Source organism: Alcanivorax sp. 24 (genome assembly GCF_004360225.1).
Lineage (GTDB): Bacteria > Pseudomonadota > Gammaproteobacteria > Pseudomonadales > Alcanivoracaceae > Alloalcanivorax > Alloalcanivorax xiamenensis.
Genome location: NZ_SNUA01000007.1, coordinates 147958 through 171415, shown reverse-complemented (window position 1 = coordinate 171415; position 23458 = coordinate 147958). Strand labels below are relative to the sequence as shown.

Genomic DNA, 23458 nt, shown 5'->3' with positions numbered 1-23458 from the left:
CCTTAGCGGCCTGCCCGTGGGGTGAGGATGGTGTCGTCCACCACGGTGCCATCGAGAGTGCGCGTCAGCACGTGCAGGCTCGCGCCGTCGATTTGCAGCGTGGTATAGGTATTAACGTTGTCGTCGAACAGCACATCGGCGAATTTGGCGATGCCACCACCATTGTTGTCGTAGTACTTGGCCGAGTCGGAGCCCGCGATCAGGTAGGTGGCACCGGCCGGGTGCGGTTGCCCGCCCGCCATCGGCACACTGCGCGAGTACATGTGATCGTGGCCCGAGAGCACCAGATCGATACCGAGTTCGTCCACCACCGGTGGCAGGTACTGCATAACACGGCCATTGCCGGAGGCCGGGTTGCCGTTGTACGGCGGCCGGTGAATCATGACAATCTTCCAGGTCCGGTCGGACGCGCTCATATCCGCGCGCAACCAGTCCATCATCTTCGGCCAGTCGCTTTCCTCGGTGAGTTCACTGGTGAGCACGGCGATGTGCGCGTTGCCGTAATCGAAGCTGTAGATAGCACCTTCGAAGGGATCGGCCACACCGCTGTCGGTGGGGGCGAAGCGGAACATGGCGGCGAATTTTTCCGCGCCTTCGTTGTACACCTCGTGGTTGCCTTCGGTGGGGACCAGCAAATGGGAAGCCAGCATGCCGTCGCCTTCCAGGGATTCGAGGAACAACCGCAGCAGGCGGTAATCACTGAGATCCTCGGTGAAGTCACCGACGTGCATAATCAGATCACCACCAGGCAACTGCGCCTGCATCTTGCGATACAGTTCCGTCACCAGACCGCTGCCGTTGAAGATATTTTCGTTGGACAGCGTCTGGGTATCGCCGAACAGGTGGATGTTCACCTGATCGTCGCCATCATCGGTGGTGAAGCTGAACTCGGTGCTTTGGTTGGCACCGCCATCACCGACCTTATAGCGATAGGTGGTTCCCGGCGCCAGATTGGTCAGCGCTACATGGTGCACGCGTACAACCCCCGCTTCCGTTCCATAGAAGAACGGCAGAATCCCGGAGTCACCAGTGGCGGTCTGATTCAGGGAACCGGTGCCGTACATCACTTCGCTGGCGCTCACATCCGTGGAGGTATACCAGGTCACGTTCACTTGTGAACCATCCGCGCCCGGGGTCAGATACAGGTGACGCGGCGCCGGCGTCAGCCGCTCCACCAACGCCTGCACATCGGTCATCAGCGATGACCCCAGATCGTCATAGGCCCGGAACAACATTTCCCGGGAGTCGCTGCCCGCGGGCAGGGTCACGGCCAGGCGGCCTTCCGCGTCGGTGGCACCCAGCACAACCACGTCACTGATCTGGTCCGTGCCACTGTTGTAGGTGAAGGTTTCCACCGTCACCCCGGACGCGGCGTTACCCTGCTGATCCACCACCAGCATGTCCAATTGCTGGCCGCTGATGCCCCAGTGGGTCAGCAAGCGATAACGGCTGCCCACCTCTTTGCGCACCACCGGATGGTAGTAGGTATCGCCATCCAGTTGGCCGTTCACCACCACGGACACGAAGGTGTTCTGGATGTAGTCGCGCACCTTCAGTTCCAGATACGCCACCACGCCGGTATTGTCATTGAACCCGGTAAAGCGCCCGCTCCAGTTGCCTTCCGTGGTGCTGACATCGGTGGCGCTCAGGTCACCGTCGATCACCGTCATGGCGGCTTTGGTGGCGTCGTAGTCGAGACTCAGATTGAAGTCACCGAAGTGGCCGCCACCCTCCACACGGATCGGTACCTGGAAGGTGCCGCCGGGGTAGAACTGGATACTGGCACTGTCGATGTAAACGCGCGGGCCACCGGTCAGCACCTGGAACAGATAATCGCCCGCGGTGACGTTGCCGTTGGTATCCGCCACGCGGTAGTCCACCCGGTGCCAACCGTCCGCCAGATCAGCGCTCTGGAACTCGATACGGTCCTGGCCATTGTTGGTGAGCGAGGCGGAAACGTCCTGGCCATCCAGGGCTACATAAGCGCTGCCGAAATCCACGCCGGAATCGTCATGCACCTGCAAGGACAACAAAGGATCAGGCTGCTCCACCGTGGCGTCGGCTTGCGGCGACACCGTCACACCGGGACCGGCGAGATCGGTGTCATCGCTGTAGATGGCGGTGAAGTCGTCCAGAATCACGTGGGAGTCGATGCGCTCGGCGGTCTTCAATACCAGGAAGCGGAACGGCTGGAAGAAGCGCAGTGGCTCCTTGTAGCCGGAGCCGATTTCCGCCTTCATGAAATGCCAGCCCCGTTCCGGCAAGGCATCGCCATCGTTGTTGTAGTTCAAGGTGACGGTCTTGCCATCGTCATCCTTGAGACTGCCACGCACCCACCATACTTTGCCGGCCAGTTCATCAGGGATATAAACATTCACACCCAGGTACTTGGGATACCCCGGCAATTCGGTCACCTGCCCCGGATCGGTGAGATAAGCGCCAAAAGTACCGGGCTGGGCGGGGTCCGCTTCCCAACTCAGCTTCATGGAGTAATTGCCGGCGAATACCTGGTCGGAGACTTTCTCGATATTCACCGTTTTATGACGAGCACCGCCTGGCGCGAAGGCGCTGGTATCACCCTCGAAGCCGCTCACCAACTCTGGCGCCACGCCGATATTCACCACGGTGGTGGCACTCATTCCGGCGGCGGTGGCGGTGACGGTACAGCTTCGGCCTTGTACCGGCGCCACGGACAGCACGCCTGTTTCCGGATTCAGAGTGCAATCGTCGTTGTTGTCCAGCTCATAGCTGATGACGTCGTTGGAATAGTGCACGCTGTCGCCATCACTGATCAGCAGCGGCGTCAATTGCAGGCTGCCGCCACTGTCCACCGCGTACTGCTCGCTGGGAAAACGGATCTCATCGATGGTATCGGTGACACGCACTCGAGCCACACCTTTTTGTTCACCGACCTGAACCACCACATACCCTTGCGCATTCGCATCGGCTGCTTTGAAAGCACCGGTGCGACTGTCGATCAACCCCAGGGAGGCATCGCTGATGCCATACTCCGGGATGTCACCGCCGCCTTCCCAGGACGCGCTGTCGTAACCCACGCCCCGGAAACGGCGATAAACGGACCCCGCCATCATTGTCAGTTCCCGGGGATACACCGCCACCGCATTGGCGTCGTAACGTGCCTGCTCCGCGTTCAACACCAGCCCCCACTTGGTGGCGGTGACCCGCTCGCCACCGTCGGAGGGTGTGTTCACCAGATAGGTGTAGCGTTCGCCGGGCAGACGCGCGGCCAATGTGGACGAGCCACCGCCGTCCAGGTTGATCGCTTGCACCGCGCCATAGCCGATCATGATCTGGCCCAGTTTGGTCTGGGTGATGCCGTCGTAGAGAGAGCCCACCGGCTTGTCCACCACCAGGAAGAAAGCGCTGCCGTCGGCGCGAATGCCGAAAGCAGTGCGGCTGCTTACCGCCACTTCGTCCTGATTGTTGCCAAGCTGACCGTCCTTCACCAACAGACCACGACCGAAGCCGGCCCCCAGAGCACTCTCCACCTGCTCCCAGGACGGATCGTCGGTTTCGTAACGGATATCCACCTTGCTACCGATGGACAACACGCCGCCGTCCACCAGCAACGCGTGCCCGGCGGGAACCACATAGTTGGCGCGGTCTTCCACGCGTCCCACCACGGTTCCGGATAATGGCGGCAACTGCACGCTGACCTCGCCGTCGCCCCGCTCCACCACGCTGACGCCATTGGCCTCGGCGGCGATCAGCGCGGCGCTACGGCCGGTCAGATCAACAGTGCCGCGATAGCTTTCCGCCGGATACAGTTCCAGCTCGGAGTCGCCTCGGCTGAAGCTGGTGTTGGCCTGACTGGCGTTATTGAAGTAATGCACCTTGCCCAGCGGCTCCAGCAACTGGCCATTGAGATACACATTCAAGGTGAACTGGGGCACCTGTTCCAAAATACCCGGCGAACCGTCCTGATAGACCACGATCGCCTGCTCGTTGCGATCGGAAAACCCGGTGTAGGTGACCCCGTCTTTTTTTATCAGACCCATATTCCAGCCCTGGGTCATATCATAGGGATCCGCATTCACCGCCAGAATCACGTTCTGGCCGTTGTCGATGGCATGGTTGGCGGACGCGGTGGTGCGCTCAAAGGAGAACTGACCGTTGGAACGGGTCAACGGCACCAAAGAGAGACTGCCGCCAGTGGTGAACTCAGCACTGAAGATGCCTTCATCGCGAACGTGATTCAGACGACCGCTGGTCAGGCTCAGATCGGTATTGACCTGGAAGCGCTGGTAACCGCTGATCAGAGTCGCCTCGGTTTCCCGTGCAGTGACGCCATTCACCACTGGCGCGGGTTGCGGCTGAAACTGATCGTCGGCGCCATCCGGCGCGGCGATTACATTCGCGGTAAAGGTTTCCGCACCGGATAAATCCTCCACATAGGGGACGTCCTCGGTGACGGGAACCTCGACCTCTTTATCGACGAATTTGGTATCGGTATCTCCACCGCAACCGGCCAGCAAGGACGCGATCAACGCCGGCAACACAGCCGCACGCCATCGGCCCGCGTGGCGAACGCAAGCTCCCATGATGTTCTCCCGAATAGATAAACCTGTGTCAGGGCAAACGCCCCGCTAAAGATCGGGCAGGATAGAAGAGGACGGTGGCAAATCGATTACCGGAAGGTGACATAATTTATGACAATCGTGCTTCCCTTTTTCTGTCACCACAGTGACACCTTTTCACCTTACAAGCTGTAAGAAATGACAGGGTGATCATCACGAAACCGCAATACTTACTGCCTAATCTGTTATGAAAATCCGAGAATCAAAATCATAAAGCGAACACCCATAAACCACAGGGAAGGCTCAGGGGGATGTTCTACGATAAAAGCGTGGTGGCCCAAATCCTGGCCATCACCCGCCTTACACGCCTCACACGTTTGCACACGGCGGTGGAGTACTTCATCCGTGAACATGGATTCCAGTGCTATTTTTTTGTCATCAACAGCACGGTATCCCTGAACCCGCCGGAACCGCTGCGTTTGCATAATCTGGCCGACGACTGGGTCCGGCTCTATCGGGACGAGCACCTGATCAACACCGACCCGCTGGTGCACTACGCCCTGAACCATCACCTGCCATTGGACTGGCGCTCCCTCATGACCCTGCCGGACTACGACACCAGCGAGCAACGCCGCGTCATGATCCTGCGTGCCCACCACGGCATGGCCTCCGGCTGTACCGTGCCCCTGGCCATTGACGGCCTGCATGCCCGTTTCAACCTGATCAGCGAGGAGGACGGCGAGCGCGCCTGGGACCATGCCCATCAATTCCTGCCCTATGCCCTGTTGCTCGGCAACGTCATCCTGGAACGCACTCGCACACTGCGCGGTCAGGATGGCACCACTACAGCACAACAGCGCGAAGCCCATTGCGCCGAAGCACTCAACAGCCGCGAACGGGAATGCCTGGTGTGGGCCAGCGCCGGCCACACCAACAATGAAATCGGCCAGCGCCTGGGCATTACCGAGCGCACCGTGGTCTACCACATCAGCAACGCCTGCCGGAAACTGCGTGCCCGTAATCGGCAGCATGCCGTGACCCGGGCGATTCTTTCCCGGCAGCTGCCGCTGGAAGGGCTGCCAGTGCAGTTTGATTTGCAGGGTGGCGGGGGCGACTGAAGCGGGTAAAAACCTCGGCATTTTTATTCTGGGCCCGTCGAAATATTCGCTTGCAAGCAAGCTTCCCACAGCCCTCATGTCATGCCGGGCTTGATCCGGCATCTCCCTCTACAAAGCCGTGCCCCTCAGACGGAGATCCCGGGCCACACAACGGTGCTTAGAGCACCGTTTGGACGCCCCGCAGGGCGCCCCGAAGGGGGCGTTCAGTGGCGTTAAGCCATTGAACTATCTACCCCGGGATGACCGGGTACAGCCTTTAAAAAAAGGGGCGCCCTCTTGGGCGCCCCGCTCCGGTCAGGACCGGATATGCTGCTTAGTTAATGCAGTTGTTAATAACATTGTCGATTTTGCCAGAGCTGACGGGGGCATAACCAACAGGCAGACCTGACGCATTGCTCACAGCCATGAACAGGCTCTCTACCGCAGTAGCATTGGGGTTATTATTGGTGTAGGTAAGCAGGTTGGTGAAAGCCACGATGGGATAGCTTTGAGTCAGTTGGATAGCGGGATTCACCACAGCCAGACACCCCACTTGAGTACCACCAGCAGAGCTCAGGGACTGGGTAGTCGGCAGACCATTCGAGCCCGGATTACCCAGGACGGTGTCAATCAAGATGTCAGGGTCCGCGACAACAATGCTACCACCACTAGCCGGATCGTGGCCTTCTACCAAGGCGTAAGCCAAACCCGGCTCAGCGGCTACGTTGGAAAAGTTGGCGTAGCCGATGGCGCCCGGGGTGCTGGTTACGGCATCGATCACACCACCATTACCGCTACCACCTACTGACCGGCTGCCATATACGGTCAGAGAAATGGCATCGCTGTACAGCTCCTCGGTTTGGAACGTGGTAGCAGAGATGTTGCAGGCGGACGCCAGATACTGGGTAAAGGCGAACGTCGTGCCGCTGCCGTCGGAGCGATAAACGACCTTGATTTGCTGGCTGGAAGGTACGCCCACATCACTCCAAACCGTGGCGCTGCCGTCAAAGATGGAACAGACTTCGGCGGTGCTCAGATCGACGTTGGTGATGGGGTTACCGGAGCCGTCCTGGATATTCATCGGCAGCCCCAAGAAAGCCCCAAGGGCCGGCACCTGAACCAGGTTGGTACGTTGGGATTGATAACCATCGGTTGAGTCGATGAACTTGCTGATGTCTCCTGCCGTCAGCGGCGCGTCGGAGCCGGCGAAATCAGGCAGTGCGTTCGGCCCACTGAAGCCATCGGCGGAATCGCTGTAATCCTTACAATTTCCTGAGGCGATTTCGTCAGCGGCGCTCAACAGAACCCGCTTACCCGTGCTGCTACCGGTCTGACAATAAGATGCATTATTGGCCCCTTGGTTGTAGATACCAAAAATAGAGGTGCCATCCGCAGTCACTTGATTATAAGGCATACCTGTGCCGGGGTTGATGCCTGCAAAAAGGACACTGCTGGAAAGCCGTGCCTGGGGATCTGGTACAGTAAAGCCATCACCGACGTAAGCAACGGCGGGCAGCGATGCCCCGCCACCCACCAGGTTGGCAGCGGAAGCGGCAAATGGGGCGGACATGATGGCAGCAACCAGAGCCGCCTTTTTCAATATGGTGTTCATGATCAATTACCCTCTTTAAAAGTGGTTAGTTCGATTGCAACGAAGCGCGGCGAACCGCATGAACCACACTAAAGAGGGCGCGTTTCCGAACCTTTTCATTTCGGGGAATATTACCGGTCGATCAGGCGACGTTTTCTTGTCACGGCTTTGTTGTTTCCAGCAGTTTGTAACCGGTTTTTCGTTGTCTTTTATGAACCCCGCTTGCATCCCGGGTTCGGCCGCTGTCGAACAGGGAAGAGATGTGACAAAAGGTTATAAATTGACGGATATGATTGCTGTGATCGGCAAAGCATGAAGGCCGCTCTTGGGGTGAATTCGAAGCCGCGGTGGGAAGCTTGCTTGCAAGCGAATTGCCAGCGCCGGGTTATTCGTCTATTCGCTGCCAAGGCCGCTCCCACAGCGGATTCGTGGTTGGAGTTGGGAATGAAAGGATATGTGATCGCCTTCGATCAGCGACAAGCGCTACACCATGTTACCAACCAGCCGGGAACTGTCACTGGTGGGACCAAACAGCTTTCGAGACAGGATGGCCTTGGTGACCGCGTGTTGGCGATTGCGGGCATGGAGTTTTTCACAGGCATGGTGAACGTGATACACCACGGTACGTTCGCTGATGCCGAGCAGCGCACCGATTTCCGCGTTGGTCTTGCCTTCACTGGCCCAAAGCAAACACTCCCGTTCCCGTTGAGTGAGCGGTGTGCCGCCATCGGGCTCCATCAGGTCGTCGTCTTCTTGCCGGGTCAGACCCCGGGTTTTATCCAACAGGACCTGTCCCAGCAAAGAAGCGTATGGCAGGTAGCGGCGAATACAGAGATCCGCTTCCTCGTCATCATGATCACAGATCAAATCCAGCCGCGCCAAAACGCCACTGGCCTGACTCAAGGGCACGGTGCAACCACTTAATAGTCCGTGTTGGGCCCGCGCCGCCATGACGCGCAGATAACCCCGGTGCTGGTAACCGGGCAGCGCCATGATCTGCTTCCAATCCATGGGCAGGGTACGAGTAGCGGCGTAATGAGCGAGGGGATCCTGATCCGGCTCTCTATCCATTTCAGGCCGGCGGCCATTGACCGGCAAATTGTGCAAGGTGACCGGGTCGCGGCCTGTCAGCGCATGCTGCCCGCGCAGCGAAAAATAGTAAAAGCGAAACCCGTGCATCTGAATCAGATACGTGGTGGCGGCATGCAGGCGCGCCAGCGTGGTCACCCGGGTCATCGCCAATATCTGACTGGCCGCGTCACGGTCGTAGAACATCCTTGTGCCTCCTGGCAATGTCCCCGGAGCGGGCTTGCTCCGGGGTTCAACGGAGATGATCAGCGCGACTTGAGTCCCCGGCGCTCAGCGGGCGTCAACATGCCCGTCTGGTTCGCCGACAACGGCCCCGCCCCCAACACCTGTACCATGCCCTCTCCAGGCCGGGAGGCCGGGGCGGCGCTGGTCCGGTCGCCTCCCGCTTCCAGCCGTTCCTGGCCGTAACCGAGAATTTCCACGCTGATAATGGAAGGCTGGTTCTGCTGATAGCGCCGGCCCACCTGCTCCGCCGCCTGCACCGCACTGGAAGCGGCATTGCTGGCGCTGGTCAGAGCCCCCACGTTCACCGCCGCCACCGCCGGCAAGCCGGTGGACTCCCCTTGCACCTGGATGTTTTCCGCGTTCACTACCTGCAACGCCGCCACGTTGATGCTGCCAGACACGCGAATACCCGCCTCACCAGCATCGATCACGCCCAGCGGCGCGATCAGATCGATATCCCCCGGCGGCACTTCCGGAATCGGAGCCAGGGTGGCGATGCCCGCGCCAGTGCTTGGCACGGACGGCGACAGCGTCACATTACCCAGATCGTCGTAAGTGCGGCGCGGCGGGGTGTACACCAAGGTGGTCTTGGCACCGCGGCCGGCGTTGATGTCACCGGCGTTGGACCAGGCGAAGATGTCGCCGCCGTAGGTGGTCATGATGCGGGACAGGCCCAGAGCGATGTCGCCCTGGCTGAACAGCTGAATATCGCCGCTGCCCTGAGTGAGGATGCCATTGTCACCGTTCTCCGGGCGCACCGATTCCAGGCCGATGATCAAATCACCGCCGGGCACCAGCATCTGAATATCGCCGCCGCCTTCGGTGCGGATCAGACTGGATTGCTCAGAAACGTTTCCGGCAGAGTTTGTTTGCTGAGTGGTGAACATGGTGAAGTCGCCGTTATAGGCCGAGGTGCCAGCCTCACTGTCCATCTCCGGCAGCAGCGTCTCGATCATGCGGCGGCCACGCAGATAGCTGCCGTAGCGGGGGCCATCCATCTCATTGAATTCCCGACCGCCTTCGCGCAGCTCGGCGTAGTACACCTCTCTCAGGAAGATACGCTGCTGCTCCGGCGCCAGGGCCAGGAAGTAGCTCAGAGCATCGGTGCCGTCCATGACATCCTCGCCGTAGCGCGCCGTCAGCCAAGCCGCCAATTCTTCCTCATAGGTCTTGGCAACCTTATCTGGCTGATCACCAAGCGGCTGATCCGGATCGGCCAGATTGGCGGGGTCCAGATAAGTGTCGATGAGCGCCTGGTAATCCGGCCCCGCCTCTCCCATACCCACATTAATGACGATGTCCGCGCCGCCGCTGGGATCACTGGTGGCCAATTTCGTATGGGGGCCACGGCTGATCAGCTGGCCGCTGTCCGCCTGGTAGAAATTGCGCCCGGCGCTCAGTTCCAAAGTGCCCGCGCCCACCACCTGGGTATCGATATAAATCAGATCCCGGCCGGCCTGGATAATAGACACATCCGTATCGCTGTAGTGGCCCATGGCGGTAAGGCCGTTATTGCCATACCGCACGATATCCCGACCGGCACGCACATGGGCCGGGCGACCGGCTTGGTTGATCAGCGACTGGGATCCTATCGGGCTGGTGTAATAGCCGTAGTACAACTGATAGATATCCCCCTCCCGGGCATAAAATCGGGCGGGAGAGACAGTGGAACCGAGCAGGTCCGGCTCGTAGGCTGACGACACCCCCAGGGTATAAATGGAACCCCCAGCCAGGAATTCCAGCCAGCCGTCGGCGGTGGTTTCGGCTACCCAGTTCCGGGCGTTTGTATTGTTGCCTTGTCCATAGATAGTACCCTCGGCGGCGATCACGCTGAATCGGGCCGGCGACGTGCCGGAACTGGACCCCATGCCAATGTTACCGCCGGTGCTGAGCAAAGCCGCCTCAGTGCGGTCGGTCCACAGGTCCACACCATTGGCACCAGGGTTCTCGACATTGATGAGCAGATCACCATAGGTATTGACGCGGGCCTGGGTATCGCCCAGCACCAGACGCAAGCCCCCATATTGCCTCTGATCGACTTGCAGCCGCTCATCGTTCGGTCGAGGGTCGGTGTCCGTGCTACTAACCAAATAGGTATTCCAGATCTGGCCAATGACGCCGGCCTGCACCAGCACATCACCGCGTAGATTGGTCACACTGCCGTTCCCCACACCCATGGTGCTGCTGCGGGTATGATTAACGATGCCCCCCACCTCCAGGCGCAGATCGCCACCACCGTACTGCTGGCGCTCGCCGCCGGCGTTGACCCAGCCGGAAGAGGCCACCGCCAGGGACAATCCGCCCAAGCGAGTTCCATCGCTTAGCTGATCATAGACGCCGAAATCCCTACCCACGGCAACGTCCAGGTTACCGCCGCCCAGGGTGCCGATGCCGTCAAAGGCCAGCAGCAGTTCCTCAAACCTATTATCGTAGTTGGCTGGTACCCCGTAGCTCCCGGTATTGATCCACCAGGCCTCGGCGTCACTCGCCGGATCGTTCCAGGTCCACAGCCAGTCGAAGACCTCCATCTTGGCCGTCGGATCACTATTATCGGAATCATTACCCCTCATATCACGGCCCACCCGCACCAGCATATTACCGCCGCCCGTGGCGAAAGAGCCGGGTGTGGCTTCGGCAACACTCAGATAGGTGGGCTTATCTTCTTCCTCGGGATCCTCGGGAACGTAGGTATCACTGGGCGTATCACTGGGCAGGGTATCCGGATCTCTCTGGCGTTCGGGGGCGCCACTTGCCTCGGCGGCGGTGCCGGCGGTGTAGATGCCGAAGGGGGTTTCCTGCAGAAAGTCGCGGGCGGCGATCAACTCCAGGTCGCCGCTGCCGGTGCGGATGACGCTGGTGCCCGGCTGTCCGCCGATGATTTCCGATGCTTTGGGACCGACCAGATGAGGGTTATCCAGTATCAGGTCGCCCTCCGTGGCCGCTTTTACCGAGCGCCGATTGGCGGACGCCAGGTCGGAACCGGCCACCAGACTGACGTCCCAGCTCCGCGTACCCTGGGGCAACAGTGACGCCACCGACCATATTGCTTGCTTGATCGGATCCTTCTCATCGCTTTTCAGGCGTGCTATGCGCATGCCTTGCGGCAAGACTGTGCCCTCCGGCAGGACGATATCTTGATTGAATTCCTCAGCGGAATTGATACGCAGTCCCAGCAACTCGGTCCCCGCCAATATGGTCGTGGGTTTCGCGTATAAGTTCGACGTCAGTGTCAAAGTATTACCAGCCTTGATGGTCGACCCTATGGGCAATTTCAGATTCTCGATGAAGGTGCCCGCTGGAATCTCTCCACTATAGCTGATTCCCGTTCCGGTATCCGTTACCGTAACCCCTTCCCCCAGAACAATGGCACTGACCAATTCCATGTTCCAAAGAGTTGGTTCACTACGGGTAACCGTCACATCCAGTGGCAATACCGTTCCCGAGCTAACCTGGAAATATTGGCCACTGACCGTCAAGTTGAAAGGCAAAGAGCCACCCTCCCTGTAAACATTTTGCATATTCCAGCCCGCTGCCAACTCCGCCTCCACCGGCAAGGTCACCGCCTCATCCCTTAACAACGTATTACTCAGATCAATGTAGTAACTGCTGTCCGGTGTATTCGGTGGCAGATAAAAGCCGTCCGTGACACTGCCGTTGACTTCCAGATCGCCTCCGGCGCGCATCACGAATACGCCAGCGGTACCACTGCCATGCACGGCGGCATCCACATCCGGCCCATAGCGGTATCCGGAGAAATCCAGGTCACCATCAATACGCAGATTGCCGTCCTCGGTGGCGGAGACGATCTCCACACCGGGACGCAGGGAGAACGCCTCGCCAGCGGCCTCTTTCAGGCCAGCCAGACGCTGTTGCAGCGCGTCGTTGGCCAGAGCCGCGTTGACAAAGCCCTTGCTGTCTTCGTGGATCCGATCCAGATATTCCTGATCAACACGCTGCGCAGCCGGCCCCTCCGGATCGGCATCCGGATCGTCCGGAGCATCATCGTAGGTCCAGAATCCGTTCACCGACACCCGCTTGGCGCCGTTCACCGTCAGGCCAGTGCCGGCATCCACCGCCACGTCGTTGCCGGTTGCCGATGTTTCAGAGGGATCGTCCAGACGGCGCGCATTCAGATCGATGGTGCCACGGGCTTCACCGCCCGCGCTCACATCCAACGTCACGTTATCACCCAGCACCAGACGGCCATCCCGGCTGGTCAGGTTGATAATGGCGCGGTTGCTGCCCTCGATGGGGTCGCCATAGCTATCCAGTTTGAGTTGCTCGCCGCTGGCATCCAGGGTCGATCCATTGGTAACCCGCAGATCATTGGCGGCGGCCAGGTAAATACTGCCGGCGTAGTCACCACCGGCGCGTAGATTGCCGTTGACGATCAGGTCACCGCCGTTGGCGGTGGCCTCGATATGGCGGGCGCGGACTTCTTCACCCAGAGTCAGGTCGCCTTCATTGGTCTCGAAGCCGCGCAGGTAATCAAAGCCGCCGTCGGTGAGGCGTTGGTTGAGCGCCACGAAACCGGGCAGGGTATTGGCCTTGATGCGGATGGTGCCGCCTTCGCCCTCCCCTTCCGGATCCTCCTCGGGGTTACGGGCGACCAGTTCTCCGGCCAGATCCACGGTGCCGTTGGCGGCGGAGGCTTCCAGCTTGCCGGCATCGCTGTATGGTGCGGACACATCAATGCGGCTTCCCGCCGACTGCTGGATACTGCCTTCAGCGCTTTCCAGGCTGATCGCGCCACCGAAGCTGTATTTGGTGACATCGAAGAACTCCACCGCCCGGCCAGCCACGTTGATCAGGCTGCCGTCGGCCAGCAGCAGATCCTCGGTGGACTCGATGGCCACCTTGCCGCTGGGGGCAATGATGCTGCCCTCCACACGAACGCTATTGCCCTCCAGACTCAGTTGCGCACCCAGGTCCAGGTCCGCCGGGGCCGCAGCGGCGGCATTGTCGGGACGGCTCACCAGCAGATTACCGCCGGTACGGTAGGCCATTTCGGAACCGGCCTGGCCGGTAAGCACCGGGGCGCTCAGGGTCAGGTTGCCGCCGCTGAAGGTATCGTCACTGTTCTTTTGCTGGTAAACGGACAGGCCGCCGTACAGATCGCTGGTAATACGGTCCTGGGCTCCGAAGGTAACGTCGTTGAAACCGAGCATCAGACGTTCCAGGGTGGCGTTGGCGCTCTGGTCGCCCACCAGGCCGTTGAAGCCGAACATGACTTCGTTGGCTTCCACCCGGAAAGCGCCTGTGCCCGTACCCGCGCCGCCGGCGATTACCTCGCCGGGCGCCACCGAGCCGGCTTCGAATTCCGCCGACCCTTCGCGACCGGAGGTATACCCCAAGCCACTCCAGATAAACTGATCGGTGCGGATGGTGGCGGTGTCGCCGTCCCCACCGAGGCCATAAATGGCCGGTCCGATAAAACGCAGATTGGCCTGGGACTCACCACTGTCATCGTAGGTGTCCAGGGAGACCGAACCAATGAAATTGATGGAATCGGAAGCCTGCAAGCTGAGACTGTCTAGCTCACCCAGCGCCAAAAGGCCATCCAACGTGCTCTGGTTCAATTGCCATCCACCGGAGAGTACCCCCTGGGCCTCAGCCGCCGCCAAGGCGGCGTCCTCACCGATATTGATGTCCTCCATGGACAGCAGCAGATCGCTGGCGGCCAGGCTGATATCGCCGATCTCCAGGCCACCCGGAGCGGACAGGGCCAAGGTGCCCTCGCCGTACAAGCCGGCACCGTCCTCAATACGGATGGTGCCGTTGCCGCTGGCGGCGCCGAACTGCATCCTGTCGTTGCTCACCGTCAACAGAGCCACATCGGCGAGCGGGGAAATAAGAAAACCGTTGTCGGCGCTCCAGCCGGCCTGGCCCTGACCACGGCTGTCGAGCACCGCGCCGGATTCCACCACCACGGCACCCTGTCCCGACCCGCCAACCAGCAAGGAACCGGCCCGTAAGGTGGCGCCGGAACGAATCACCGTCTTGCCGGAGGCGCTTGGCCTGCTTGCATCCCTATTAACACCAACCCCCAGCACAGTGGCGCCGAGATGGTTCAGATCCTCGTCCAGAAAGGTGATGTAACCGCTGTCCGCCTCGTCACGCTCGCCGGTGGCGGCCACCACTTCCAGATCCTTGCCATACAGCGCCACCATACCGCCACGACCATCTTCCACCTGGGTGTTGCGCAGTTCCCCGTTGAAGGAGAACACCCGGTCATCGCCGCTGGCGGCATAGCGAAAATCAAAGCTGAGCGGCCGCACATCTTCCGGCAACAAGGGGCCCATTAAACGGGTATCACCGAATTGCGCCAGCGTATTCGTCACCCATTCGCTCAAGGTGGTTTCGTTGTAGTCACCATAGCGGCGCACGGCATCACCGGACATAACCGTGGCCCACAGAGGCGCCGAACCCGAGACCCCGCTCAGGCCGTTGACCGTATTCACCGGAGCGCGATACAGACCCGCTGCCGGGCTGGCCACGATGCCCGTATCATAACGGGCCATGTCGCGGCCCAACTCCACCCGGTAGCCGCCGGGCATCAGGGCGTATTCCGCCGGCAACAGGGTATAGGTGCCCGCCGGCAGGCCAGGCACGCCATCGCCGATGGTGATCCGTTGCCCCACTTTGGAATGACTTCCCAGTGCCGGGTCGAGAGGCGCCTGGCTATCGCTCAAACCGGGCACAATGGCGTAGACCTGGGCATCCGCCTCACCGGCGTGCCAGGGGGCGGCATTGGCCAGGGCGGTATTGAGAATATCCACGGAGCCGCCGCGCCCCGTGGTGAACCCCACGCCGCGCAGCTCGCCGCCGGCGCTGACGTCGATCACCGCGCCGTCCTCGGCCTCGAACGTGGCAGCAGCGAAATGGATGCCCGTGGCGGTGCGCTGCTTCTGTTCGGTTCCTCTGTTCCCCGCTACGTCATAGCGAACCTCGGTGCCATTGTAGTAATAGCTCTCCCCTTCCAGATGGCCGTAGGGCAGCACCAGACCGGCCGCGCTCACCGAGGTCAGGCTGCCCCGGCGCAACAGCACGTCCATCTCCAGATTCTGAATGGATAGGGGAGCTATGCCGCCATAAAGGTCCGTGGGGTAATTGCTGTCGGGGCCGCCCTGATTCCCGTGAGAGCGCGAAAACGCGATGCCTCCCAGCGGAGCGTACAGCGCCCCCCCCTGATCGATGACGGGGGCCTCCATGGACAGGTAACCATAGACGGAAAGCGGCGGCGCCTGCTCCCTCGCCCGTTCCTCGTCGTAGTAGCGGAAACGCAGTACCGCGTCCTCCAGCGGACCACCGTTGATGCCGGCATCGCCAAGCCCCACCCGGATGCGGTTACCGCTGTGGGTGGTGGGGTACAGACGCTGGCTGATGAAGGTCAGCGCCTCCGTCGCCACCAGATCAGCGCCAGTGAGGCGGATATCCCCGGTGCTGGTCAGGGTGATATCGGCGAAGCCCGGCAATTCCACCAGGGTGGCGCCATTGGGAGTGTCATGGCTGCCCCGGGCGCCGAAGGTCAGCACCCCTTCACCGAGATCGATCAGCGCCGCCTCCACGCTCAGTTGGCTGTCGCCCTCCGCGAGCGGCGCATTGTTGTCGAATTGAAGGTAGGGGCTGACACCGCTGTCACCACCTCCCAGAGGGTTAGGGAGATTTACTCGTCCAGCCAGATGCACATGGGGAGCGGCCAACCGCACCTCTCTGGCGGCATGATCGGAGGTGGCCAAGGTGACGGCGGTAAGCGACAGGCTGCCCCCCAGTGCCAGGTCCACGTCGCCATCGAACAGAATAGCGTCCCGGGCCCACAGGCTCAGGTGGTCGATGCCCGAATCCTGCAAAGCGTCAACGGAAAAGCGGGCCTGGCCATAGGCCAGATTTTCATCGTCGTAACCGGAGCCGGTATCCGCCTGGGTGAGCGTGATATTACGCAGCACCGAACCCTCTTCGGTAGCCTGCGGGGTAGTTGTCAGAGTACCTTCCAGCAGCACTTCCAGGCCGCCTCCCGATGCATTCGTGCCACCGGCGCCGGCACGCAGTTCGCCATCGAAATAAATCCCGGAACTGGAACGCATGGCCAGGGAGCCGCCGTCGCTGGCCACCGCGGAGGGATTGGCTTGACCCAGGTCCAGGCCGGCACTGGCGCCGGACACATCGATCAACGCGCCTTCACGCACCACCACAAAGAGATTGCTGGTGTCATAAAGGTTGGAGTCACCGAAATCGTCCGGAGCACCGGCTCCCAGCACGACCTCGCCGCCCCCAAGCACGGTGCCGTAGCGACGGCCCCGGGCGTCCGTGGCGGTATAGGCCAAGCCGGAGGCATCCAGCACCGCGTTTTCACCGATCTCGATCCGGTCTTCCGAACCGCTCGCGGGTCCAATGGTCAGGAAGGAAGAGACCACCTGAATGATACCGCTTTGTGCCCGCAGTGTTCCGTCCACGGTAAGTTGATTACGGCCGGAAAGCAGCAGCGACTGGCCCGGATCCACCTCCAGGCGAGCGCCCTCCGCCACCGTGATGGCCCCGCCCAGGCCATTGAGATCGGAGCGCAGGGCCAGGCTGGCGCCGCCGCGTTGTTCCAGCTCTCCGTCCAGAGGGCGTTCCAGGAACAGTTCCGGCTGCCAGGTTTCCAACGCCTCGTCATAGGCGGAGGCCTGGAAAGCGCCCTCGGCCAGACGCAACACCGGCATGGTGACGTCAATCTCGGTCTCTTTGCTAACCAACACCCCTTGATGCCCGTTGATATCGTAGCTGGAGAAGCCACGCTGGAAATCGGCTTCGTTCAGCACCAGCACTTCCTTTACCCGGACATCTGAGGGCAAGCTCGTACCACTCGCCAGGACGGAACCAGCCTCAATAGTGATATCAAACGGCGCGGGCGATCCGGCCTCAACCACCGATGCACTGGGCACCAGCGGTACACCATTGGGGAATACGTCCGCCGGTACCACGTAATCCGCAGCCCACGCCCCAAGATTCGATGGGGTTTTGGCGATAATCGAAGAGCCCGCCGGCACGATAGCCCCAGAGTATGCCACCTGATACCCTCCCGCAGGAGACTGGTAGGTAACATAGAAAGTACCGTGTTCCGCGTCGGGAACGACCCAATCCGCCCCGGTGACGAGAGGATCCGACATGGAGACCTCAAGCTCACCATCTCCGACGGGCTCTCCCGGCGCCGCCGATGTCCTCTCGTAACTGTAATCCAGAGGCAGCGGCTGCCCTTCCCGGACCACCAGGTCCTCTATCAGCGTCAGGTCCACAGGCGCGGTTTCGCCGGCCTGTAGAACACCATTGGTCTCCAGGCCCCCGTCGCCAATCACCACGGCCTGGCCGGTCTCCAATATCAGCTCGCCACCGCCAGCAACCCCGTAGCTGCGCAGTTCTCCATCCAGGACCAGCGTACCGCCACCGGGACTGGCTGAACCGGAACTTGTGGTGAGGGGAACGTTCGCCCCAAGCGTGATATCACCGCCACGCCCTCCCAGCAGTTCTCCATCCGCCTTCAAGGCAGCCCCGGAAGACACATCAATCAGGCTGCCTTCAGCGAGGGTGACATCTTGAGTGCCTTCGATGGTGACATCGCCGCCATCCACATAGGCCTGCTTCCAGTTCTCACCGCTTTCCAACAGGCCATTGCTCCACAGGCCACGGGCGTCCAACTGGCCGTTTTCGGTCAGACGCAATTCGCTGTTTCCGTCCTCATCGGTGAACGCTATCGGAGTGAGACTGGTGCCGGCAGGCATCAATATATTGGTCAGCGCAGTATCCCCGCCCCGGGCGGTGACGGAGGCATCCACCTCCACCTGCCCGGACACCAGACGCAACTGCCCACCCTCTGCCAGAGTCAGATCACTCTCCACCGAAATGCTGCCACCAGACACCAGATCCAGGCCACCGAGGCGCTGTTCATTCAAACGACCAGCGTCCAGCCAGACGGTGTTGAGCCGTTCGCTGAGGTCGGATTCCAGGGTGAGCTGTTCGCTGATGTCGTCGAAATCACCGATGCGGATGTCGCTGCCGTAGGCGTTTTCCAGGCCGTACTGGCCGTACTCCCCCACCGCCAGGCGGCCGCGGCGGGCCACCCGGTTCTGCGCTTGCTGGTAGCTGTCCCGCCCGGCGTCCTGGGCCTGGTTCTGGCGCTCGCCCTGGAACACTTCGGCGACGATGTCGCCCTCCAGCACGGCGGTGGGGGCGTTGATGATCAGGGTGCCGGCGTCGCGGCCCACGGTGTAGCCGTTTTCCAGTTGACGCTCCGGCGCGATCAGCGGATTGCGCCAGGCGTCGGTTTGCCCCCAGCGTTCGCTGACCCGTTCATAGCCCTGATAGATGCCCGTGTAAAGCATGCTCGCCGGGGCGGTGGCGGCGTCATACAATCTGCCGTTGGCGCCTTTGAGCCAGGTTTTGGCGATATAGCCGGTCTGCACATCAAGGGTACCGCCGGACAGGTTCACCGACGAGCCGGTCTGGGTCACCACTTCACTGCCGCCGAGCAGCACGGTGCCGCCCGCCGCCGACCATTCCCCGATGCCGTGGCCCTGGGTATCCAGATAGCCACTCACTTCCAGCAGACCACCGGCGGTATACCACCGATCCGTTTCGTAGCCGCCAGTGCCGGCGGGCACGAAGATCAGGTTGCGCCGATCAACCCAGACGTCACCGTTGTTGAGCCCACCGTTGTCGCGGTTATCCGGCGAATCCCGCTGCTCATTACCCTGCACGTTGATCAGGACATTGTTGGATTCCATCGCCACCTTCACACCCACGGAGCCGGACACGTCCAGTTCCGAGCCCGCGTTCAGCTGGGTGCGGCGGCCAGCGTCCACGGCGATCTGGCCGCCGGTGGCCAGGGTCAGGGAATCCTTCTCGAACACCACATCGCCGCCGGAGACGATTTCCACCCGGGACTGGTCGCGGCGGTCGGCCATCAGGCCGATGTTGTCGAAGGCGCCGGTGATCATGTCATCGCGCAGGCCATCCAGTTCCGCCGACGACTCGATCAAGGCGTCACGCTGATTGTCCAGGGCGGTCTCGCCATCGTCCTCGATCACCACCGTGGTCACCGTCCCCTCGCCCAGGGTCACTTTGCCTTCGGTGTCGCTGGCCGAGTTGAGCAGATGAACGGTACCCCGGGTGTTCACCGTGGTGGTGGCCATGGCCACGCCCTGTTGGCGCACGTCGTGACCGGTGAGGGTGATGTCCCCTTCCCGCGCCACGATCAGGCCTTCATTGGTGACGGTGCCGGCGTCGCTGCCGGCTTCCCAGGTGCTGGCCACTTCGTTGCCACGGGTGGTGGAGGCCTGGTTGGCTTCGGTGCCCGCGCCCTTGCGGATGTAGAAGTCCTCACCGGCGGCCAGGGTGGTCTGGCCCCGGCGGGTGGTGATTTCCCCGGCGTTGTTCACCTCCCGGCCCATCAGCAGCACATAGCCGCCGCCCTGGGTCACCGATTCCGGTTCGTGGGTGGTGATGCGGGCCCCGGCGTCCACCGTCACATTGCCGGCGGCGTCGGTGAAGGTGGGCTGGGAGCCGTTGGTGTCCACGTACAAACCGCGTTCGGTGAACTGCTGGTCGCTGATGTCGGCGGCGGCGGCCACCAGGTTGCGCACATTGACCTGGCTTGAGCCGCTGAACACCACGCCATTGCGGTTGACGATCATCACCGTGCCGTCGCCCTGGATCCGCCCCTGGATCTGACTGGGGCGGGCGTTGGGGTCGTTGACCCGGTTCAGCGCCGCCCAATTGGCCTGCTGATCGAAGTCCACGGTGGTGTCACGGCCGACGTTGAAGGTCTCCCAGTTGAGGATGGCCTTGTCGGCGGTTTGTTCGATGCGGACGGTGGTGTGGCCGTCCTTGGTGGTCTGGGTCGGATCCTTGGCGTTGAGCCAGCCGGCGGTGTCCGGGTTCACATCGACCTTGAGGCCGCCTTCTCCGAGGCCGTTGGGAATGTTCGACGCGGCCTGTTGGGCAGCCTTGCGGGCCGCTTCCTGCGCCGCTCTCTGGGCGGCCACGGCAGCGGCGGTGCGGCCGACATTGTTGATCGAGTGCTGCAAGCGTTCGCGGGCCTGCCGTTGCTGGGCCAGAGGCCGGGCAGTCGGAGCGGTATTGGCGCGGTTCTGCGCCGCGGCGCCACGGGCGGCGGCGAACCACTCCGGGCTGAACGGGCGCGGGCTGCTGGCCTCGGCCTGCCCGGCACCCACCGCCAGAATCGAGGCCACGGCCAGGGCCAGAGGCTTGCGGGAAATCACGGAACGTACCGGAGTGCGGCGGGCCGGTCTGGTGTTTTTGGTCAGCATGAAATAGGCGCTCTCAACAACGGCTGTGGACGACCACCAAGGCGATGGCGGTGCGCGCGACGGGCGCGCCCCGCATCCCTACACGCTACCGACGGCGGCCACGGCACAACCCCAACGGCCCCCGGCGCGGCATCGGCTCCAGCGTGAACGGTCTTTGTGAGAAAGATGATCGGCCCGCCCCACGACCGCCGTTTTTTCACGGAAAGTTCATCAAGGGGCACAATCCAGGCAGTGTCGGGTTCTACAACCAACGACACGGATTTGACACACAGAGCCTGCATGGTGGAGCACGGATTGAATCCGCCGGTTCAAGACCCGGATGCAGTGTCTACAGGTGACCATGCCAGTGCCGTCTTTCCCGTGACGATCACCGCCTCTTTCGCCAACTGGAGCTCCGTTCTCCGTTTGTTGCGACGGGTGGGGACAGGACTGATGCTGGCATCGACCCTGACCGGCCACGCCAATGAAGGCGCCCCCTTTTTTGATCTTCCCGCGCAGCCTTTACCGCTGTCGCTGGAGACTTTCAGTGAGCAAACGGGGATATCGATCTTGGTTACCAGTGATCGCATCCAGGACAAAACCGCCAGCGCCGTACGAGGTCATTTCGCTCCGGATCAGGCGCTGACGCTGTTGCTGAACGGTACCGGGCTGACCAGCCGCCGGCTGACCGATTCCGCCCTGACGCTGATACCGGACCAGCACGACACCACCGAAAACGTCCCGCCCAAGGTCCGCTCCTCGGTGCCGCCCGCCTATGCCCGCTCACTGCAACAATCAGTGATCACCAGTCTGTGTCGCCATCGACCGGAACAACTGGGACGTTTTCGCCTGGTGGTGCAATTGTGGGCCGACCCTCAAGGCCGGATCACCCGGATGCACTTTCCGGACAGCGATGCCGAGGCACGGTGGGGGAAAAACGTCCACGCCAGTTTCAAGGATCTGACCCTGCCGCCACCGCCGCCGGGCATGCCGCAGCCGATCACACTGCTACTCCACCCGGGCACACCATCCTGCCAAGGAGAATCCAGGGAATGAGCACCGCCGACATCCCGCACCAGTCGCTGCACGATCTGCTGGTGCAACGTTACGACGAGTTCCGTCAGCGCCTCTCCAGCCGCCTGGGTTCCCATCAACTGGCGGAGGACGCCTTGCAGGAAACCTGGTTGCGCATCGAACGTATGCAGGAGGGCACCCGTGTTCATCACCCCGCCGCCTACCTTTTTCGCATCGCCATGAACGTGGCGGAAGAGCAACGCCGCAAACACGCCCGGGTGATGACATTGGACGAAGTGGAAGATCTCTATCAGATGGCGGATGAACTGGCCGACCCCGCCCGTGAAGCACTCGGTGAACAGGAGATCCGGATATTCCGCAGAGCCCTGGCGGAACTGCCACGGCGCCGCCGCGCCATCGTCACCGCCGCGCGTATCGAGGACACGCCGCACGCGGAAATCGCCGAGCGTTTCGGTGTATCCCTGCGCACCGTGGAAAAAGAGCTGCGCGCCGGATTACAGCATTGTTGCGAACGGTTGGAACGGGATTACTCCCCACGTTACGGGCCCAGACAAAAAAGGCCGACGCAATCATGACCGATTATCGAAATGCCCCCGCCCCCTCTTCCGACCGGATCACCCGGGAGGCAAGAGAATGGGTGGTGCACCTCTCCTCGGGACGCGCCAGCGCCGCCGACGGTGAAGCTTTCCGCCGCTGGTGCGCGCGGAGCCCGGAGCACGCCCGGGCATTCGTCCATTGCCGCCAGGTCTGGCAAGGCGTGGAACAGGCCGTTACCAGCGAAACCGTCGAAGCGGAAGTTCATCCGTTGCCCCGGCGCCGTTCTTCCCGCCTCACTCGGCGGGCCTTTCTCGGCGGCGCCGTGGCGGCTTCGGCGGCGGGCTGGCTGGCGTTACGCTCGCCTCTGGATCTGTGGACGCGCATGGGCATGCAGTCCGCCGATCTCTGGACCGGCACCGGGGAGCAGCGCGAAGTGGTGTTGCCCAATACCGCCACCGTGCAGCTCAACACCCGTACCAGTATCGATGTGAACCGGCAGGCGGAACACATTACCGGGCTGGTGTTGAACAGCGGTGAAACCGAGATCACCACCGCCGACGGCAACCGCCTTCCCTTCACGGTGACCGCCCAGAACGGCCTCATTGAAGCACGCCACGCACGCTTCAATGTGCGCTTCACCGATGACCGCGTGCGGGTGACCTGCCTGGATGGCCAGGTGGCGGTGCGCCATCAACACCAGAGTGTCCAGCTCCAGCCTGCCCAGCAAGTGGTGTACAACAGCGCCCGCTTGTCCTCCGTGCAACACGTGGACCCGGATCATGTGACGGCCTGGCGGCAACGCATGCTGGTGTTCAACGGCACGCCACTGGCCCGGGTGGTGGACGAGGTGAACCGCTACCGCCCGGGGCAGATCGTGTTGGTGAACGATCAGATCGGCCGGGTTCCGGTACAGGCTTATCTGTCATTGGACAAACTGGAAGACTTCGCCGCTCTGGTCAAGGAAGTGCGTGGCGCGGAGGTGCGATCATTGCCGGGTGGGATTCTGATTATCAGCTGAGAGACCGTACTCCTACACATCCTACACGCTGATTCGCTGCCAAG

General features: G+C 61.6%; 9 protein-coding genes. 5 read left to right on the top strand and 4 right to left on the bottom strand.

The features are described from left to right. Positions 1–2: 2 nt before the first annotated feature. Positions 3–4562, bottom strand: coding sequence for a phosphodiester glycosidase family protein (locus E0L37_RS11685; RefSeq protein ID WP_240687462.1), 4560 nt, complete (start codon positions 4560–4562; stop codon positions 3–5). Between the two features lie 287 nt (positions 4563–4849). Between E0L37_RS11685 and E0L37_RS11680 the strand changes: the two genes are divergently transcribed. Next, positions 4850–5656, top strand: a complete 807-nt coding sequence (locus tag E0L37_RS11680; protein WP_133491916.1) for a LuxR family transcriptional regulator — start codon at positions 4850–4852, stop codon at positions 5654–5656. 313 nt (positions 5657–5969) lie between these two features. On the opposite strand, the gene E0L37_RS11675 is transcribed toward E0L37_RS11680, so the two are convergent. Continuing rightward, positions 5970–7247 (bottom strand): PstS family phosphate ABC transporter substrate-binding protein, encoded by a 1278-nt coding sequence (locus tag E0L37_RS11675; protein WP_133491915.1) that lies wholly within the window; start codon positions 7245–7247, stop codon positions 5970–5972. Between the two features lie 58 nt (positions 7248–7305). Here E0L37_RS11675 and E0L37_RS11670 point away from each other — a divergent pair, with 58 nt between their 5' ends. Then, a complete protein-coding gene (locus E0L37_RS11670) occupies positions 7306–7542 on the top strand; it encodes a hypothetical protein (RefSeq protein WP_133491914.1) in 237 nt (78 codons plus the stop codon). A gap of 167 nt (positions 7543–7709) precedes the next feature. Here E0L37_RS11670 and E0L37_RS11665 read toward each other — a convergent pair whose 3' ends face one another. Together E0L37_RS11665 and E0L37_RS11660 are read right to left on the bottom strand one after the other, a co-directional pair. Next, positions 7710–8501, bottom strand: a complete 792-nt coding sequence (locus E0L37_RS11665; protein WP_133491913.1) for a LuxR family transcriptional regulator — start codon at positions 8499–8501, stop codon at positions 7710–7712. A 59-nt stretch (positions 8502–8560) separates the two neighbouring features. Continuing rightward, positions 8561–20845 (bottom strand): filamentous hemagglutinin family protein, encoded by a 12285-nt coding sequence (locus E0L37_RS11660; protein ID WP_133491912.1) that lies wholly within the window; start codon positions 20843–20845, stop codon positions 8561–8563. Between the two features lie 432 nt (positions 20846–21277). Here E0L37_RS11660 and E0L37_RS11655 point away from each other — a divergent pair, with 432 nt between their 5' ends. Genes E0L37_RS11655 through E0L37_RS11645 form a run of 3 tightly spaced genes read left to right on the top strand, consistent with a single transcriptional unit; the run spans position 21278 to position 23414 of the window. Next, on the top strand, positions 21278–21880 hold the full coding sequence (locus tag E0L37_RS11655) for a secretin and TonB N-terminal domain-containing protein (RefSeq protein ID WP_166643054.1): 603 nt from the start codon (positions 21278–21280) through the stop codon (positions 21878–21880). Beyond that, positions 21877–22434 (top strand): RNA polymerase sigma factor, encoded by a 558-nt coding sequence (locus E0L37_RS11650; RefSeq protein WP_133491910.1) that lies wholly within the window; start codon positions 21877–21879, stop codon positions 22432–22434. The genes E0L37_RS11655 and E0L37_RS11650 overlap by 4 nt, the downstream gene beginning before the upstream one ends. Next, a complete protein-coding gene (locus E0L37_RS11645; protein ID WP_133491909.1) occupies positions 22431–23414 on the top strand; it encodes a FecR domain-containing protein in 984 nt (327 codons plus the stop codon). Before E0L37_RS11650 ends, E0L37_RS11645 begins: the two co-directional genes overlap by 4 nt. The last annotated feature ends 44 nt before the right edge of the window (positions 23415–23458 follow it).